Here is a 16,744-nt window from a genome sequence, read left to right as displayed (position 1 = left end):
CGGTCGCGCGGTTCCTTGTCCCTTCGTTCGCATAGCCTCGGGGGATGGCGAATGCGAGCAGTCCGGAAGCACCCCTGCCGGTGGGGAAGGTCTCGGCGCTGATCGGCGGGTGGGTCGATCGGCTGGGCGAGGTGTGGGTGGAGGGGCAGATCGCGCAGCTGTCCCGGCGGCCGGGTGCGGGGATGGTGTTCCTGACGCTGCGCGACCCGGGCCGGGACGTCTCGCTGACGGTGACGTGCTTCCGCTCGGTGTTCGAGCAGGTCGCGGACGCCGTGCAGGAGGGCTCCCGGGTGATCGTGCTGGCGAAGCCGGAGTGGTACACGGCGCGCGGCACGCTGTCGCTGCGGGCGTCCGAGATCCGGCTCGTCGGACTGGGCGAACTGCTGGCACGGCTGGAGCAGTTGAAGCGGAAGCTGTTCGCCGAGGGTCTGTTCGAGGAGGCCCGGAAGAAGCCGCTGCCGTTCCTGCCGGGCTGTGTGGGCCTGGTGACGGGCCGCGGTTCGGCCGCCGAGCGGGACGTGCTGGAGAACGCCCGGCGGCGCTGGCCGGCGGTGCGGTTCGAGGTGCGGAACGTGCTGGTGCAGGGTCCGCAGGCGGTGGGTCAGGTGTGCGCGGCGGTGCGGGAGTTGGACGCGCACCCGGACGTGGAGGTGATCGTGGTGGCCCGCGGCGGCGGCAGTGTGGAGGACCTGCTGCCGTTCTCCGACGAGGAGCTGGTGCGGACGGTGGCGGCGGCCCGGACGCCGGTGGTGAGCGCGATCGGCCACGAGCCCGACCAGCCGCTGCTGGACTTCGTCGCGGACCTGCGGGCGTCGACGCCGACCGACGCGGCGAAGCGGGTGGTGCCGGACGTGGGCGAGGAGCTGGCCCGGGTGCGGCAGCTGCGGGACCGGGCGCGGCGGTACGTGGTGCACCGGGTGGACCGGGAGGAGGCGGGTCTGGCGTCGGTGCGCAGCCGGCCGGCGCTGGCGGCGCCGACCGAGGCGGTGGCGGCGCGCGGCGCGGAGGTGACGGCGCTGGTGGAGCGGGCCCGGCGGGTGCTGGGGCACCGGCTGGACCACGCGCAGACCGATCTGGGGCACGCGCTGGCCCGGGTGGTGGCGCTGTCGCCGCTGGCGACGCTGGAGCGCGGGTACGCGGTGCTGCAGCGCGCGGACGGCGCGGTGGTGACGGATCCGGCGCTGCTGGCGGACGGGGAGGCGCTGCGGGCCCGGGTGGCGGGCGGCGCGTTCGGTGTGCGGGTGGCGGAAGAGGGCTGACGGCCCGTCGGGGCGCGCGGGGCGGCTTGCGCGGACGGCCGCGAGCCCCCTCCGGGGCGGGTGTTCCGGGGTGTTCGCGGACCTTTTCCGCGAATCGGTTGCAGGGGTGCGAACCGGGTCCTAGGGTGACGGACCTTCCCATTTCCGGAGCTTTCCCGGAGGTTCGCATGGAGGAATTCCCGCCACGGCGACCGGTGGTGCCGCCCGCGCTGATCGAGGCCGCGAAGCGCGGGGACGGCGAGGCGTGGGCGGAGATCTACCGGCAGTACCACGGCGCGGTGCTGGCGTACCTGCTGCGCCGGACCGGGAGCCGTCCGCTGTCCGAGGACCTGGCGCAGGACACCTTCGTCCGCGCGATAGCCGGGATCCGGGGCTTCCGGTGGACGGGCACGGACCTCGGCGCGTGGCTGTTCACGATCGCCCGGCACGTGCTGCTGGACCACGAGAAGCGCCGCTCCACGCGGAGCGAGTCGGCGGTGGCGGCGGTCGCCGACCGGGACTCGGGGGTGCGGGTGGAGGAGTCGGTGATCGCGGCGGCGGAGGCGGCCCGGGTGTGCGCGGCGCTGGCCGGGCTGACCGAGCGTCAGCGGGCGGTGGTGCGGCTGCGGTACTGGGACGGGCTGAGCTCGCCGGAGATCGCCGACCGGATCGGGCTGCGGGTGGGCGCGGTGAAGACGCTCACCTACCGGGCGCGGCTGAGCCTGCGCCGCTCGCTGACCAGGCCGGCCCGGTAGGTGACGGCGGATCAGTCGGCGAGCAGCCGCTGGCGGGAGAGCGCGGTGGAGTGCTCGCGGAAGCCGAGGCTGCGGTAGAGGCTCTCGCCGCCCTCGGTGGCGTGCAGGTCGATCCGGGTGGCGCGGTTCTCGTCGAACCAGGCGACGAGCGCCTCGGTGCAGGCCCGGGCGTGGCCGCGGCCGCGGTGTCCGGGGTCGGTGCAGATGTTGAAGACGAAGCCGAACAGGCCGTCGGGGTGGCCGGGGGCGGGCAGCCGCTGCTCCAGGGTGCCGACGGCGCAGCTGACCAGCCGTCCGGGGCGGTCGGGGTCGTCGATCACGTAGGCCTGCAGGCGGCGGTCGGGCTCGGCGAGCTGACGGGCCACCAGGTCCTGTGCGGTGTCCTGCCAGGGACCGGGGCGCTGTTCGCCCTGCATGGCTTCGAACATCAGGGTGCGGAGTCGGACCAGTTCGGCGGCGTCCTCGGGCCGGGCCGGGCGTGGGGTGCTCATGCTCGGCAGCGTAGGACGGGGCGCAAGGGGTTTGTCGGGACGAGCGCCTACCCTGGGCGGCATGGCTGATCAGCAGGGTGCGGGTGCCGAGCAGGTGCTCGGGTACGAGCAGGCGCGGGACGAGCTGCTGGAGGTGGTGCGGCGGCTGGAGACGGGCGGGACGACGCTGGAGGAGTCGCTGGCGCTGTGGGAGCGCGGCGAGCAGCTGGCGAAGGTGTGCCAGCGCTGGCTGGACGGCGCCCGGGCCCGGCTGGACGCGGCGCTGGCGGCCGAGGAGTCCGCCGGCGAGTGAGCCGCGGGGCGCAGGTGTGGCGCGGATCACATCCACGTCCGGGAATGGTTTAACTTTCATCGAAGTTGGACGGGACTGTGCGGCGCCCGCCGCACTCCCGGATCCGCCCCCCAGCTTTGAGGTAGGACAACGTCATGACCCTGGCCCTCGACGCCGCCGCCCAGGACCTGCTCTTCCGCGAGGCCCGCACCGCCAACACCTTCACGGACGAGCCGGTCAGCGACGAGCAGATCCAGGCGATCTACGAGCTGGTCAAGTTCGGCCCGACCGCCTTCAACCAGCAGCCGCTGCGCATCGTCCTGGTCCGCTCCGAGGAGGGCCGCGCCCGCCTGGTCAAGCACATGGCGGACGGCAACAAGGCCAAGACCTCCACCGCGCCGCTGGTCGCGATCCTGGCCGCCGACAACGAGTTCCACGAGGAGCTCCCGTCGCAGCTGCCGCACTTCCCGCAGGCCAAGGAGATGTTCTTCAGCGAGCGCCCGGTCCGCGAGTCCTCCGCCGCGCTGAACGGCGCCCTGCAGGCCGCGTACTTCATCATCGGCGTGCGCGCCGCCGGCCTGGCCGCCGGCCCGATGACCGGCTTCGACGCCGAGGGCATCGACAAGGAGTTCTTCGGCGAGGGCGACCACTCGGTGCTGGCCGTCGTCAACATCGGCAAGCCCGGCGAGGACGCCTGGTTCCCGCGCGGCCCGCGTCTGGCCTACGACCAGGTCGTCACCACGGTCTGAGCCCCCGGCCCGGCCACTGCGAAGGCCCCCGCCGTTCCCGGCGGGGGCCTTCCGCGTGTCCCGGTGCGCTACTTCAGCGACTCGGCGAGCTGCGCGAGCTCCTCGTACGAGGCGGTGCCGGTGAGCACCGTGGTGCCGGTGCTGCCGGCCGGGCGGGTCAGGGCCCGGTAGCGGTCGCCCTGCACCCGCTGCCAGTCCTGGCCGGCCACCGTGGAGCTGCCGTCCGGCTTGCCGCCGGGCACGTTCCTGGCGACCACCTCGTCGGCCTTGCCGTCGCTCTGCTCGATCGCCGCGTACTGGCCGGAGGCGGTGCTGAAGCCCAGGTGCCACACGGCGTGGCCCTTGTCGTTCGGGCTGTAGGTCACCGAGGTGGCCTGCCAGCCGGCGGGCAGCGCCTGCGGGCCGAGCAGGGGGTACGGCGCGGCGCGCTTCGCCGACGCCAGTTCCGCCTGGTACGGCACCGGGTGCACGCCGCTGTTGCCGTCCGCGCTCGGGATGCTGAAGTACGCGACCGCCACCACGACGCCGACCGCCGCCATCGACAGGACCATGTCCCGTACCGTCTGGCGGCCCCTCTTGCTGCTGTCTGCTGCCACCCGCCCATGGTAGGCGGCGCTTACGGAACGCCGGTGCACCGGGAGGCCCGCCGCCGTGCGCGAGGAGTGCGCCACAGACACCCGTCCCACCTGCCGATACGATCGCAGCAACCCTCGTAGCAGCGCCGGTGACCCTCCGCGACCCGGTGCTGACTGGCCGTCGCGTACAGAGAGGTAACGACGATGACCACGCAGTACCCGCACCACCTTCCCAGCGCCCTGGAGGTCGCGCCGGAAGCCCCCGACCGCAACCTGGCCCTCGAACTGGTCCGGGTCACCGAGGCCGCCGCGATGGCCGCCGGCCGGTGGGTCGGCCGGGGCGACAAGAACGGCGCCGACGGCGCGGCCGTGAAGGCGATGCGCACGCTCGTCTCCACCGTCTCGATGAACGGCGTCGTCGTGATCGGCGAGGGCGAGAAGGACGAAGCCCCGATGCTGTACAACGGCGAGCGGGTCGGCGACGGCACCGGCGCCGAGTGCGACGTCGCGGTCGACCCGGTGGACGGCACCACGCTCACCGCCAAGGGCATGAACAACGCCGTCGCGGTCCTCGCGGTCGCCGACCGCGGCACCATGTTCGACCCCAGCGCGGTCTTCTACATGGACAAGCTGGTCTGCGGCCCCGAGGCCGCCGACTTCGTCGACATCACCGCCCCCGCGGCCGTCAACATCCGCCGGGTCGCCAAGGCCAAGGGCACCTCCGTCGAGGACGTCACCGTCGTCGTCCTCGACCGGCCCCGCCACGACGACCTGGTCCGGGAGATCCGCGAGGCCGGCGCCCGGATCAAGTTCATCTCCGACGGCGACGTGGCCGGCGCGATCATGGCGGCCCGCGAGGGCACCGGCGTCGACCTGCTGATGGGCATCGGCGGCACGCCCGAGGGCATCATCGCGGCCTGCGCGATGAAGTGCATGGGCGGCGTCATCCAGGGCCGGCTGTGGCCCAAGGACGACGCGGAGCGGCAGAAGGCGCTCGACGCCGGGCACGACCTGGACCGGGTGCTGCACACCGACGACCTGGTCAGCGGCGAGAACGTGTTCTTCGTCGCCACCGGCATCACCGACGGCGAGCTCCTGCGCGGCGTCCACTACCGCTCGGAGACCGCCACCACCTCGTCGCTGGTGATGCGCTCCAAGAGCGGGACGATCCGTCAGATCGACTCCACCCACAAGCTGTCCAAGCTGCGGGCCTACAGCGCGATCGACTTCGACCGGGCCAACTGAGCCGGGGGCGTCCGGGCCCGCCGAGCCCGGACCCGCGGGTTCGGGGGCGCTGGGGAAGACCCCAGTGCCCCGGCCCGCGTCGGCCTCAGCCCGCTATCCGCTCCGTCAGGCGCCTGGCGTCCAGCAGTTCCGCGTCCCGGCGGCGCCGGCGGGCGAGCACCACCCGGCGCTCGGCGGCCGTCAGCCCGCCCCACACGCCGTACGGCTCGGGCTGGGCCAGCGCGTGCTCGCGGCACTCCAGCAGCACCGGGCAGCGTGCGCAGACGCGCTTGGCGTGCTCCTCGCGGGAGAGCCGGGCTGCCGTCGGCTCCTTGGACGGAGCGAAGAACAGCCCGGCCTCGTCGCTGCGGCAGGCGGCGGAGGTGTGCCAGGGGCTGTCGTCCGGATCCGGCTGGGCCGCGGGGCGGCGGGCGGCGGCGGTGGACTCGATCGGATGCAGCACGGTTACTCCTGACCAGGCTCAAAGGCTCGGGGATCGGTCGCCTCCTGCCCGACTGCCCCGTGCTCCCTCGCCGTGGCACCGTCGCCGACCCGCGGGGTCACAGCCGTACAGGAACGATGTGCGATTGGAACTACCCCGCCGCCCGCGGATTCATGCACACCGCACGCAATCGACTACCCAGTGCACTCGGAACAACGGCGAGTGCCGCCAGGCGAGTTGACGGTACGTCGGATCGCCGCAGGTCAGCCGTCGAGCTGCTTGCGGACCCACTCCTTGAGCTTCTTGCCGCGCTTCGGCTTGGCCTCGCAACCGCCGAACACCGCCGCGCCCTTGAGGCGCACCACCGGCGCGTACGGGTCCGGGGCGGTCTGCTCGCGGACCTCGAAGCCGCCGAAGATGCCCGCGCCGCCGCCCTGCAGGCTGACGTTCTCCGGCACCCGGATCTCGACGCCGCCGAACACCGCGTACACCTCGATGACGACCTCCGGCGACTCGAACACCGCGTCGGTCAGGTCGATCTCGATGCCGCCGAACACCGCGACGGCCTTCAGGTGCGAGCCGACCCGCCAACGGCCCTTGCGGGCCGCGCCGCCGAACACCGCCAGCATGGTCGGCGCCTCGGCCCGGGCCGGCGGCAGCTGCGGCTGCGGCGCGGGCGCCGGGGCGTCCAGCGGGGCCTTGGTCAGGTTGTGGCGGATCGGCCCCGGGTGGCTGGGGAGGTCGCGGGTGAGCGGCTCCAACTCGCCGAAGGTGCGGGCGCTGTAGGCGGCCTCGATCCGTTCGGCGTGCTCGTCGGCGGTGAGCCGGCCCTCCGCGTAGGCGTCGCGCAGCAGGTCGGCGACGCGTTCGCGGTCGGCGTCGGCGGCCCGGAGCTCGGCGGCCAGGTCGGTGGGGGCGGGAGCCGTCGCGGGCTCCTTCTTCTGCATCGGGGCGGGCGGCTGGCCCTGCGGCTGCTGCGCGGGAGAGTTGTCCACGTCACAAGCCTAGCGAGCCGCCCCGGGAACCGAACGGCGGTTCGACGCAAAGCGGGTGGCGGCGCGGCCGCGGACCGGACGGGCGTGACCCCTGTCACGCAGGCCGACCTGAGCGCCGGGCCCGTGCGCCGTGCGCCTAACCTGGAGGGTGCCTCGTCGACGACGCCGAAAGAACTGAAGGATCTCCCCCATGGCTTCAGAGTTCGCCTACCGCGACCTGCTCCCGCTCGGTGCGGACACCACCCCGTACCGCAAGCTCACCTCCGAGGGCGTCTCCACCTTCGAGGCCGGCGGCCGCACCTTCCTGCAGGTCGAGCCGGAGGCCCTGCGGCTGCTCACCGCCGAGGCGATGCACGACATCTCGCACTACCTGCGCCCGGCCCACCTGGCCCAGCTGCGCCGCATCCTGGACGACCCGGAGGCCAGCCCGAACGACCGCTTCGTGGCGCTGGACCTGCTGAAGAACGTCAACATCTCGGCCGGCGGCATCCTCCCGATGTGCCAGGACACCGGCACCGCGATCGTGATGGGCAAGCGCGGCCAGAACGTCCTGACGTCCGGTCAGGACGAGTCGGCGATCGCCCGCGGCGTGTACGACGCGTACACCAAGCTGAACCTGCGCTACTCCCAGATGGCCCCGGTGACCATGTGGGACGAGAAGAACACCGGCAACAACCTGCCGGCCCAGATCGAGCTGTACGCCACCGACGGGGACGCCTACAAGTTCCTGTTCATGGCCAAGGGCGGCGGCTCGGCCAACAAGTCGTACCTGTACCAGGAGACCAAGGCGATCCTCAACGAGTCGTCGATGCTCAGCTTCCTGGAGCAGAAGATCCGTTCGCTGGGCACCGCGGCCTGCCCGCCGTACCACCTGGCGATCGTGGTCGGCGGCACCAGCGCCGAGTTCGCCCTGAAGACCGCGAAGTACGCCTCCGCGCACTACCTGGACAACCTGCCGACCGGCGGCGACGCGAAGACCGGCCACGGCTTCCGCGACCTGGAGCTGGAGCAGAAGGTCTTCGAACTCACCCAGAAGATCGGCATCGGCGCGCAGTTCGGCGGCAAGTACTTCTGCCACGACGTCCGCGTCATCCGCCTCCCGCGGCACGGCGCCTCGCTGCCCGTCGCGATGGCCGTCTCCTGCTCGGCCGACCGCCAGGCGCTCGGCAAGATCACCGCCGAGGGCGTGTTCCTGGAGCAGCTGGAGACCGAGCCGGCGAAGTACCTGCCGGAGACCACCGACGCCCACCTGGACGGCGACGTGGTCCGGGTCGACCTCAACCAGCCGATGGCCGCGATCCGCGAGCAGCTCTCCAAGTACCCGGTGAAGACCCGGCTCTCGCTCTCCGGCACGCTGGTCGTCGCCCGCGACATCGCGCACGCCAAGATCAAGGAGCGGCTGGACGCCGGCGAGGGCATGCCGCAGTACATGAAGGACCACCCGGTCTACTACGCGGGCCCCGCGAAGACCCCCGAGGGCTACGCGTCCGGCTCCTTCGGCCCCACCACGGCCGGCCGGATGGACTCCTACGTCGACCAGTTCCAGGCCGCGGGCGGCTCCATGGTGATGCTGGCCAAGGGCAACCGCTCCAAGCAGGTCACCAAGGCCTGCAACGAGCACGGCGGCTTCTACCTCGGCTCGATCGGCGGCCCCGCCGCGCGACTCGCCCAGGACTGCATCAAGAAGGTCGAGGTGCTGGAGTACCCCGAGCTCGGCATGGAGGCCGTCTGGCGCATCGAGGTCGAGGACTTCCCGGCGTTCATCGTCGTCGACGACAAGGGCAACGACTTCTTCGCCGAGGTGACCGACGGTCCGCTGATCACCAACCTGCGGGTGCGCTCGGCGCAGTGACGCCCCGGAACGGGACGAGCCCCGGCCGGTGAGGGTCGGGGCTCGGTCTGAGTGTGCGGACGTCGGTCACGGGGTGTTCGGGATGGTGCCGAGCGGCTCGAACTTCTCGTCGTCGTTCGGCGCGACCGGCTCCTCGACGCGCTCCACGGCCGGGGCCGCCGGCTGGCCGGCCAGCACCTCGAAGGCGCGCTCGATCGCGTTCTGGTCGGTGGGCTCGGCGAGGTGCTCGACCGGGGCGCCGGTCCGCTCGGCCTCGGGAACGAGGGTCGTGGTCTCATCGGCCATGGGGTGGGCCGCCTTTCAGCTGAGGATGGATCACCCGGACGAATCTCCCCGGGCGTCGGGCCAGTATCGTAGGGGTCGCTAAATGTCTCATAAACGTCGTGCCGCGCATCCGCTTGGTGGACGTTTGCTCGCACCCTCATAAGCTGACGCCTCCACACGACCGGCGTCAGGGTGGGGGACAGACGGTTCATCGGCCACAGGGGAGGACATGGAGCTTCAGGGCACGCGCTCCGCCGAGGCGTTGCGCTTCCAAGTGCTCGGCCCTGTCCAGGCGTGGCGTGGTGACACTCCGTTGGCGCTCGGATCGCCGCAACAGCAGGCGGTCCTGGTCGCCCTGCTGCTCGGCGAGGGCCGGCCGGTGGCCACCGACGACCTGGTGGACGGCATCTGGGGCGACCGGACCCCACCGCAGGCGGTCGCCGCGCTGCGCACCTACATCTCCCGGCTGCGCTCGGTGCTGGAGCCGAACCGCGAAGTCCGCAAGCCCGCCGAGGTGCTGGTCTCGGTGAGCGACGGGTACGCGCTGAGGATCTCGGCGGACTCCCTGGACCTGGCGGTCTTCGAGCAGCGCGTCGCGGAGGCCGCGAACGCGCGCGCCGAGGGAGCTTTCCGCGCCGCTCACGACGGGCTGGTCTCGGCGCTCGACCTGTGGAGCGGACGCCCGCTTCCCGGAGTGCCCGGGCCCTACGCCGAGTCGCAGCGCAACCGGTTGACGGAGCGCCGGCTCGCGGTGGCCGAGGAGCGCTGCGCGATGGCGCTGGAGATCGGCCTGCACGCCGATGTCGTCTCCGAGCTCAACTCGCTGGCCACCGCCCACCCGCTGCGCGAGCGGCTGCGCGAGCTGCTGATGCTGGCGCTGTACCGGAGCGGCCGGCAGGCCGAGTCGCTGGGCGTCTACGCGGACACCCGGAAGCTGCTGATCGAGGAACTCGGCGTCGAGCCCGGCACCGCGCTGGCCGCGATGCACGGCCGCATCCTGGCCGGGGACCCGGAGTTGATGGCGGTGCTCGCCGCCCCGCCGAAGGTCGCCGGGGAGGATTCCGCCTCCTTCGTTCCTCCGGCCCAACTCCCGGCCGACGTATCGGACTTCTCCGGTCGCAGCAAGCTGGTCAACGAGCTCCGGGACGTGCTGAGGGCGGGTTCCGGCCAAGCCGTGGTGGTCACCTCGCTGGCCGGCATCGGCGGCGTCGGCAAGACCACCCTCGCGGTGCACGTGGCGCACTCGCTGCGACCGGACTTCCCGGACGGGCAGCTGTACGTGGACCTGCGCGGCGCGGGTGCGTCCCCGGCCGACCCGACCGTGGTGCTCGGCGACTTCCTGCACGCCCTCGGATGCCCGGAGGCCCCGGACTCGCTCGACCAGCGCGCCGCGATGTACCGCTCCCTGCTGGCCGACAAGCGCATGCTGATCCTGCTCGACAACGCGCGCGACGCCCAGCAGTTGAGGCCGCTGATCCCGGGCGTCTCCGGCAACGCCGTGATGGTGACCAGCCGTTCGCGGCTGGCGGAGATCCCCGGCGCGCACCTGGTGGACATCGAGGAACTGACGCCGGACGAGGCGCTGGCGCTGTTCTCCGCGATCGTCGGCGTCGAACGGGTGGCCGCCGAACCCGAGGCCGCGCTCCAGGTGGTGACCTCGTGCGGATTCCTGCCGCTGGCGGTCCGGATCGCCGCCGCCCGGCTGGCCAGCCGGCCGCGGTGGAGCGTCTCGGACCTCGCCCGGCGGTTAGCGGACCAGCGCAACCGGCTCCAGGAGCTCCAGCTCGGCAACCTCGCCCTGGAGACCACCCTGGGGCTCGGTTACGCCCAGCTCCAGCCCGAGGAGGCCCGGGCGTTCCGGCTGCTCGCGCTGGTGGACTCGCCGGACCTGCCGCTGGCGGCCGTCGCCGCCCTGCTCGGCACCGCCGAACAGCAGGCCGAAGACCTGGCGGAGGCCCTGGTCGAGGCGAACATGCTGGAGTGCTTCACCCCCGGCCGGTACCGCTACCACGACCTGCTGCGCCTCTACGCGCAGCGGCAGAACGTCAAGACCGGTGACGCGGAGAACCAGCAGGCGGCGCTGCTGCGACTGCTGGACCTGCTCCACGCCACCATCCAGAACGCCGTGCACGTGCTCGAACCCGACGACGAGCCGATGGAGGCGCTGCGCACCGCCCAGGCGCCCGGCCTGCCGTTCTCCGGCACGGCCACGGCCCGCGAGTGGCTCCGGTCGGAGGTCGCGGTGCTGCTCGGCGCTGTCGAGGCGGCGGCCAGCGCCCCCCTGGACCTGGTGCAGCCCGCGGTGGAGATCCTCCAGAGCATGACCAGCGTGGTCGAGGACCCGTCGCTCGCCCCGCGCATCCGCAGCGTGCTGCACGCCGCCGCGGCGAACCCTGCGGCCCGGAACGACGCGGGGACCCTGGCCCGCGTGCACTACGCGCTCGGCCACATGCACCAGGTGGCGGCCGAACTCACCGAGGCCGAGGAGGCGTTGGCGGCCAGTCTGGCGCTCCAGCCGACCGAGCGGGCCAGCATGGTGCGGGTGGTCACGACCTACAACATGGCAATAGTCCTGGTCATGACGGGTCGGCCGGCCGAGGCGCTGCCGTTCTACGAGCAGGCCCGCCTGCTCGTGGCCGAACTCGACGCGCCGATCAGCGAGGCCCGGATGCTCGGCAACATGGCGCGCTGCTACGTCGGGCTGGACCGGCACGAGGAGGCGGAGGAGGCCGCGCGTGCGGCGGTGACGGCGGCCCGGGCGTCCGGGAACGTGCCGTGCCTGGCGGACACCCTCTACCAACTGGGCGTCGTCCTGCGCTCGACCGGCGAACCCGGTGAGGCGGCCATACACCTCCGCGAGGCGCACCAGCTGTACCGTGACCATCAGCACCCCATCTGGGAGGGCTACTCGCTCGCCCGGCTCGCGGCCTGCCTGCTGGCGGACGGCCAGTTCGCGGCGGCGGCGGAGGCGGCGGAGGAGTCGTTGTCGATCGCTCAGGAGATCGAGGCGGCGTACTGCCAGGGGATGGCGAACGCGGCACTGGGTGAGGCGTTGCTCGAACTCGGTCAGCCCTCCCGCGGACTGGCGTGTCTGCAGGAGGCGCTGACCGTGTTCACTCGGCTCGGTGTGCCCGAGGCCCAGCCCGTGCAGGACCTCATCGACTCGCGGCACACCGAGCCTTCCCCTCCCCCTGCGCCGTAGGCCTTCGCTCCCCCGTGGTACCCCCCTGGTCCCCCCTGGCGAAGGCCTGTCCCCCCGGGGCGTCGGCGTCCCCGCAGCCCCCCGGCTGCGGGAACGCTTTGACGCTTCCCCGGCGCTGAGGAAACTCTGCCAGGCGGCAATTGACGTTCGATAAACGTCTGCGGCAGCGCCGTTGATCGGGCATCTGTCCTGGTCAGGGGCGTGGTGGGAGCGCGTTGTGCGGCGCGCGGGGTGGTGGCGTGCGCCTTGGCGGGCACCGGTGTGCTTCCCCTGGCGGGCGATATTCGCCCAACGGGTTACGAGTTGGCCGGAAACGGACTCCACGGTGCGGTGATCGCGTTTATTCTCGTAGGCCAGGGTCGGGAGTGGTGTGCGGACCACTACGGGTGTCGCAGGACGCGCGCGGGAGAGGTGCCCAGATCATCGTGACGGACGAACAGACTGTTGTCCCCGGCGACGCCGCCGGGGCGTCCGACGGGGAGGGCCGCCGGGCCGAACGTGCGGGCCAGGCCGCCGCGTTCGACGCGATGGGTGCGCGCTACCAGGAGGTGTTTCCGGCCAGGTCGGGGCAGCTGGCCTGCGCGGGCTGGCTGGTGGAGCAGCTGCCGGCCGGTGCCCTGGTGCTGGACGTGGGCTGCGGCGCCGGCGAGCCGACGGCCCGTCAGCTGGTGGACGGCGGGCTGCGGGTGATCGGCGTCGACCTGTCGGAGGGCATGCTCGCGCAGGCCCGCACGGCGGTGCCGGACGCCCGGTTCCACCGGATGGACGTGCTGGACCTGGCCGGTGTCGAGGCCGAGAAGCGTTGGGGCGTGCCGGAGTTGGGCCCGGCCGGGGCGGGGTCGCTGGACGGCGCGGCGGCGTTCTTCTCGCTGCTGATGCTGCCCCGGGCGGAGATCGCCGCGGCACTCGGCCGGATCCGTGAACTGCTGCGCCCGGGCGGCCTGCTGGCGCTGGGCATGGTGGAGGCGGACCTGGACGACGCGCCGCTGCCGTTCCTGGACCGGGAGATCCGGGTCAGCGGGTACCCGCGCGAGGAACTGGTCGGGCTGCTGGAGCGGTCCGGGTTCGCGGTGGAGGCGGTGGACGGTCACACGTACGCCCCGGCGGGCTCGGCGATGCCGCCGGAGACCCAGCTGTACCTGCGCTGTCGGCGCACCGACTGACTCCGCGTCGGTCTCCGTCTCCGACTTCCTCCACATCTGCACAGAATCGGGCAGCCCGTGCGCGACCACCTGGAGCCTCTGGCGGGGCAGCAGCCCGCCGTACCCGTCCAGCGGCATCCGCCGGCGGACGGGCGGCTCCGGCTGGCCGAGCGCCTGGCGTACCTGGACGGTGCGGCCCGGCGGATCAACAGCGCGCTCGACCTGACGGCCACGCTGCGCAACCTGGGCCGCGTCCTGGTGCCCGAACTCGCCGACGCCCTGGTCGTGCTGGTGCGCGACCCGGTGCCGGACGTGGAGCGCGACCTCGGCCGCCCGCAGGCCCTGCGGGTTCGGCACACCTGCGGCACCCGGCTGGGCCGCCGGGGCGGGCTGCGCCCGGTGCTGCCCGGCAGCGTGCTGGAGCGCGCCCTGGAGCGGCGCGCCCCGCACGGTCCGACGGTGCTCGACGGGCAGCGCGGCGGTCTGGCCGCGGAACTGCTCGGCGCCCGGGCGCTGGGCCGGCTGCCCGCGGGGACGGCGCTGCTGGCGCTGCCGCTGCACGGGCGGCAGGCGGCGCTGGGCATGCTGCTGCTGATCCGGCGGCCGGCGGCGGACGGGGCCCCGGTGTCGTTCGACCCGGCGGACACCGCGACGGCCGCGCACCTGGCGACCCACGCGGGCCTGGCCGTGGACACCGCGCTGCGCTACACCCGCGAGTGGGAGATCGCCGACGAGCTGCAGCGGTCGATGCTGCCCGCGCACCTGCCGCAGCCGCACGGGGTGCGGCTGGCGCACCGCTACCTGCCGGGCGAGCGCGGCGCGCAGGTCGGCGGCGACTGGTACGACTCGATCCCGCTGCCGGGCAACCGGGTGGCGCTGATCGCCGGCGACGTGATGGGCCATTCGCTGACCTCCGCCGCGGTGATGGGCCAGTTGCGCACCTCCGCGCAGACCCTGGCGGGCCTGGACCTGCCGCCGCACGAGGTGCTGTACCACCTCGACGAGCAGGCCCAACGCCTGGGCCGCGAGCACCACTTGGCGACCTGCGTGTACGCGGTGTACGACCCGATCGGGGGCCGGGTGGTGATAGCGAACGCCGGTCACGTGCCGCCGGTGCTGGTCGGCCCGGACGGCTCCAGCGAGCTGCTGGACCTGCCGCCGGGCGCGCCGATCGGCGTCGGCGGGGTGGACTTCACCTCCGTGGAGTTCCCCGCGCCGCCCGGTTCGGCGCTGCTGCTGTTCACCGACGGCCTGGTGGAGACCCGCCGCCGCCCGCTGGGCACCGGCCTGGAACTGCTGCGGGCCCGGCTGGAGGGCGCGCACCGGCTCACGCCCGAGCAGCTGTGCCAGGAGGCGCTGCGGATCCTGCCGCCGGGCGACCGGGCCGACGACATCGCGCTGCTGGCGGCCGCCTTCGACGGCATTCCGGCGGACGACGTCGCCTTCTGGGACCTCCAGCCCCGGCACGAGACCCCGGGCCGGGCCCGCCGGCTGGCCGGGCACGCGCTGCACCACTGGGGCCTGGACCACCTCCGGGAGAACTGCGAGCTGATGGTCAGCGAGCTGGTCACCAACGCGATCCGGCACGCCACCCGGCCGGTCACGCTCCGCCTGGTGCGCACCACGCTGCTGCGCTGCGAGGTCGGCGACGACTCGCCGGCGCTGCCGCGCACCCGCCGGGCCGGACCGGACGAGGAGCGCGGGCGCGGCCTGCAGATAGTCGCCCGGTGCGCGGACCGCTGGGGTGCGACCCGGCTGGGCGCCGGCAAGGTGGTCTGGTTCGAGCAGCGCCTCTGATCACCCGTCAGGTGCCGAACCGGCCGTCCGCGGCCACCAGCCGGTCGAGCGCGTCGAGCACGTCCGGGCCGAGCACGGCGAGCGCGAGCGGGCGGCTGCGCCGCAGCCCGAGGACGGTGCGCAGCACGTCGGCGTGGTGGATCTCGCGGAGCGCGGCCGCGTACTCCCCGGCCTCGGCGGGGGCCGCGGCCCGCCAGGTCAGCAGCAGTGCCTTGACCACGGCGAACATCAGCCGCCGGCCGCGCACCAGTTCGGGCCGGTCGTTGAGGCCGAACACCTCGATGGTGGCCTCGCCGCGGACGGTCAGCGGGTCGTACGCGCCGGAGTCCAGGTAGAGCCGGAGGTGGTCGGCCGGGTCCTCCCGGCACGGGTCGACCAGCAGGCCGTCGCCGGTGGCCGGGTCGCGCGGGAAGCGGTCGCGCTTGCGGTTGCTGTTGCAGTGCGCGCAGGCCAGCAGGTGGTTCTGCCAGTCGAAGGTGCGCAGCGGGGCCTGGGCGATCGGCTCGAAGTGGTCGATGTCGGTGCCGAGGTTGTCCCCGCAGTACATGCAGCGCTCCAGCCCGGGCGCCATCTGCCGCAGCATCAGCCGCAGTTGGGCCTTCGGACGGACGGCCCTGCGCCAGGCCGCGCGCCCGGACGCGGTGCTGGGGCCGGCCGCCCGGATCCCGGCGGTGGCGCGGTCGAGTTCGGCGGCCAGCCGCGGCTGCAGGGCGGGCCGCTGGAGCGGGATCACTCGCCCCGGCCGAGCAGCCGCGCGGTGACCTCGTCGACCCGGGCGGTCAGCGAGCTGTTGAGCTTCGCCCCGAGCTCCCGGTACTCGGCGAGTTCCGCGTCGGTGGCCCGGCCCGCGTACATCTTGCGCTCCAGCCGCACCAGCAGCCGCCGTTCGGCCTCGGCGGTCGGCGAGTAGGCGCTCGGCAGGCCGAACAGCTCCGACAGCACGGTGTCCTCCCCGCTGCCGTACAGCACCCGCTGCCGCAACTCCTCGTCCAGCCGGTGGGGACGACCCGACTCGTCCGGGCCCGGGAGGCGGATCAGCGCGCCCGGGTCGGCGGCCTGGCAGACGTACGGGCTGTGGGTGGCGACCAGGAACTGGGTGTGCGGGAAGCGCTCGGTCAGCCAGAGCCCGACACGCTGCTGCCAGACGGGATGCAGGTGGCGGTCCACGTCGTCGATCAGCACCGGGCCCGGGTGCGGGTCCTGCGCGAGACGGCTCACCAGCCGGGCCAACGCGGCGGTGCCGTCCCCGAGTTCGTCGAGCGGCAGATCCAGCACGCCGTCCGTGACGCGCTGCCGCCGGGCGTCGCCGACCCGCCAGCCGGACGGCAGCACCTCGGCCACCAGATCGGCGTGCAGCGGGACGTGCGGGCCCTCGGCGTGCTCCACGAACGTGGCCCGCGGCTCGCCCCGCCCGTCGCCGACCCGCCAGCGCGGCGCGGGCGACGCCTCCACCCAGCCGTCGCCCCACCGCGAGGCCGGGCCGCCCGGCAGCGCACCGAGCGCCGCCCCGAGGGCCCGCAGCAGCGTGCTCTTCCCGCTTCCGTTCGGCCCCGCGAACACCGTCCACCCGGGGCCCTGAGGGATCGTCAGGTCCACCTCCCGCGGCCCGACGAAGCACTTCACGCCGGACACCCTGATCCGCGACACGTACACCGGCCACCCCCTGGCTCGTTCCCGCCACGAGTAGGTGTTCCCCGCCCCTCGCCCACCCACCCACCCGGCACCCCACCGCCGGGCACGGACGCGA

The 16,744-nt window shown here is 73.5% G+C and carries 16 protein-coding genes; 9 read left to right on the top strand and 7 right to left on the bottom strand.

The genetic code is table 11. The annotated features are described in order from the left end of the window. Nucleotides 1–44 precede the first annotated feature (44 nt). Both xseA and ACFV1L_RS06320 read left to right on the top strand, forming a co-directional pair. The gene (gene xseA, locus ACFV1L_RS06325) at nucleotides 45–1,259 is read left to right on the top strand and encodes an exodeoxyribonuclease VII large subunit (RefSeq protein WP_380363395.1); all 1,215 of its coding nucleotides are present in this window, start codon (nucleotides 45–47) and stop codon (nucleotides 1,257–1,259) included. 167 nt (nucleotides 1,260–1,426) lie between these two features. Further along, on the top strand, nucleotides 1,427–1,993 hold the full coding sequence (locus ACFV1L_RS06320; RefSeq protein ID WP_380363394.1) for an RNA polymerase sigma factor: 567 nt from the start codon (nucleotides 1,427–1,429) through the stop codon (nucleotides 1,991–1,993). A gap of 11 nt (nucleotides 1,994–2,004) precedes the next feature. Here ACFV1L_RS06320 and ACFV1L_RS06315 read toward each other — a convergent pair whose 3' ends face one another. Beyond that, nucleotides 2,005–2,484 (bottom strand): GNAT family N-acetyltransferase, encoded by a 480-nt coding sequence (locus tag ACFV1L_RS06315; protein WP_380363392.1) that lies wholly within the window; start codon nucleotides 2,482–2,484, stop codon nucleotides 2,005–2,007. 61 nt (nucleotides 2,485–2,545) lie between these two features. Between ACFV1L_RS06315 and ACFV1L_RS06310 the strand changes: the two genes are divergently transcribed. Beyond that, nucleotides 2,546–2,776: an exodeoxyribonuclease VII small subunit gene (locus ACFV1L_RS06310; protein ID WP_380363390.1), complete on the top strand. Its 231-nt coding sequence runs from the start codon at nucleotides 2,546–2,548 to the stop codon at nucleotides 2,774–2,776. A 134-nt stretch (nucleotides 2,777–2,910) separates the two neighbouring features. Further along, nucleotides 2,911–3,504, top strand: coding sequence for a malonic semialdehyde reductase (locus ACFV1L_RS06305; RefSeq protein WP_380363388.1), 594 nt, complete (start codon nucleotides 2,911–2,913; stop codon nucleotides 3,502–3,504). A 68-nt stretch (nucleotides 3,505–3,572) separates the two neighbouring features. On the opposite strand, the gene ACFV1L_RS06300 is transcribed toward ACFV1L_RS06305, so the two are convergent. Continuing rightward, the gene (locus tag ACFV1L_RS06300) at nucleotides 3,573–4,100 is read right to left on the bottom strand and encodes a DUF4245 domain-containing protein (protein ID WP_380363386.1); all 528 of its coding nucleotides are present in this window, start codon (nucleotides 4,098–4,100) and stop codon (nucleotides 3,573–3,575) included. 183 nt (nucleotides 4,101–4,283) lie between these two features. Between ACFV1L_RS06300 and glpX the strand changes: the two genes are divergently transcribed. Next, entirely contained in the window at nucleotides 4,284–5,324 is a 1,041-nt protein-coding gene (gene glpX, locus ACFV1L_RS06295) for a class II fructose-bisphosphatase (RefSeq protein WP_380363385.1), read from the top strand. 85 nt (nucleotides 5,325–5,409) lie between these two features. Here glpX and ACFV1L_RS06290 read toward each other — a convergent pair whose 3' ends face one another. Both ACFV1L_RS06290 and ACFV1L_RS06285 read right to left on the bottom strand, forming a co-directional pair. Next, a complete protein-coding gene (locus tag ACFV1L_RS06290; RefSeq protein ID WP_380363383.1) occupies nucleotides 5,410–5,766 on the bottom strand; it encodes a WhiB family transcriptional regulator in 357 nt (118 codons plus the stop codon). Between the two features lie 242 nt (nucleotides 5,767–6,008). Beyond that, entirely contained in the window at nucleotides 6,009–6,740 is a 732-nt protein-coding gene (locus ACFV1L_RS06285; RefSeq protein ID WP_380363381.1) for a DUF1707 domain-containing protein, read from the bottom strand. 190 nt (nucleotides 6,741–6,930) lie between these two features. On the opposite strand from ACFV1L_RS06285, the gene ACFV1L_RS06280 reads away from it, so the two are divergent. After that, nucleotides 6,931–8,592, top strand: a complete 1,662-nt coding sequence (locus ACFV1L_RS06280) for a fumarate hydratase (protein WP_380363379.1) — start codon at nucleotides 6,931–6,933, stop codon at nucleotides 8,590–8,592. Between the two features lie 66 nt (nucleotides 8,593–8,658). Here the strand turns inward: ACFV1L_RS06280 and ACFV1L_RS06275 are convergent, their stop codons facing one another. After that, on the bottom strand, nucleotides 8,659–8,877 hold the full coding sequence (locus tag ACFV1L_RS06275) for a hypothetical protein (RefSeq protein ID WP_380363378.1): 219 nt from the start codon (nucleotides 8,875–8,877) through the stop codon (nucleotides 8,659–8,661). A gap of 208 nt (nucleotides 8,878–9,085) precedes the next feature. Between ACFV1L_RS06275 and ACFV1L_RS06270 the strand changes: the two genes are divergently transcribed. From ACFV1L_RS06270 to ACFV1L_RS06260, 3 genes are all read left to right on the top strand, one after another. Continuing rightward, nucleotides 9,086–12,058, top strand: coding sequence for a BTAD domain-containing putative transcriptional regulator (locus ACFV1L_RS06270; protein WP_380363376.1), 2,973 nt, complete (start codon nucleotides 9,086–9,088; stop codon nucleotides 12,056–12,058). Nucleotides 12,059–12,483: 425 nt separating this feature from the next. After that, complete coding sequence (locus tag ACFV1L_RS06265) at nucleotides 12,484–13,221, top strand: class I SAM-dependent methyltransferase (RefSeq protein WP_380363374.1); 738 nt, start codon at nucleotides 12,484–12,486, stop codon at nucleotides 13,219–13,221. A gap of 57 nt (nucleotides 13,222–13,278) precedes the next feature. Beyond that, nucleotides 13,279–14,997, top strand: coding sequence for a SpoIIE family protein phosphatase (locus ACFV1L_RS06260; protein ID WP_380363372.1), 1,719 nt, complete (start codon nucleotides 13,279–13,281; stop codon nucleotides 14,995–14,997). 7 nt (nucleotides 14,998–15,004) lie between these two features. Here ACFV1L_RS06260 and ACFV1L_RS06255 read toward each other — a convergent pair whose 3' ends face one another. Together ACFV1L_RS06255 and ACFV1L_RS06250 are read right to left on the bottom strand one after the other, a co-directional pair. Then, nucleotides 15,005–15,730: an HNH endonuclease gene (locus ACFV1L_RS06255; RefSeq protein WP_380363371.1), complete on the bottom strand. Its 726-nt coding sequence runs from the start codon at nucleotides 15,728–15,730 to the stop codon at nucleotides 15,005–15,007. Next, a complete protein-coding gene (locus tag ACFV1L_RS06250) occupies nucleotides 15,727–16,644 on the bottom strand; it encodes an AAA family ATPase (protein ID WP_380363370.1) in 918 nt (305 codons plus the stop codon). The genes ACFV1L_RS06255 and ACFV1L_RS06250 overlap by 4 nt, the downstream gene beginning before the upstream one ends. Between the last annotated feature and the right edge of the window lie 100 nt (nucleotides 16,645–16,744).

The organism is Kitasatospora sp. NPDC059646 (assembly GCF_042734615.1).
Taxonomy (GTDB): domain Bacteria; phylum Actinomycetota; class Actinomycetes; order Streptomycetales; family Streptomycetaceae; genus Kitasatospora.
The sequence above is the reverse complement of the archived record's forward strand: the minus strand, read 5'-3'. Positions and strand labels throughout refer to the sequence as shown.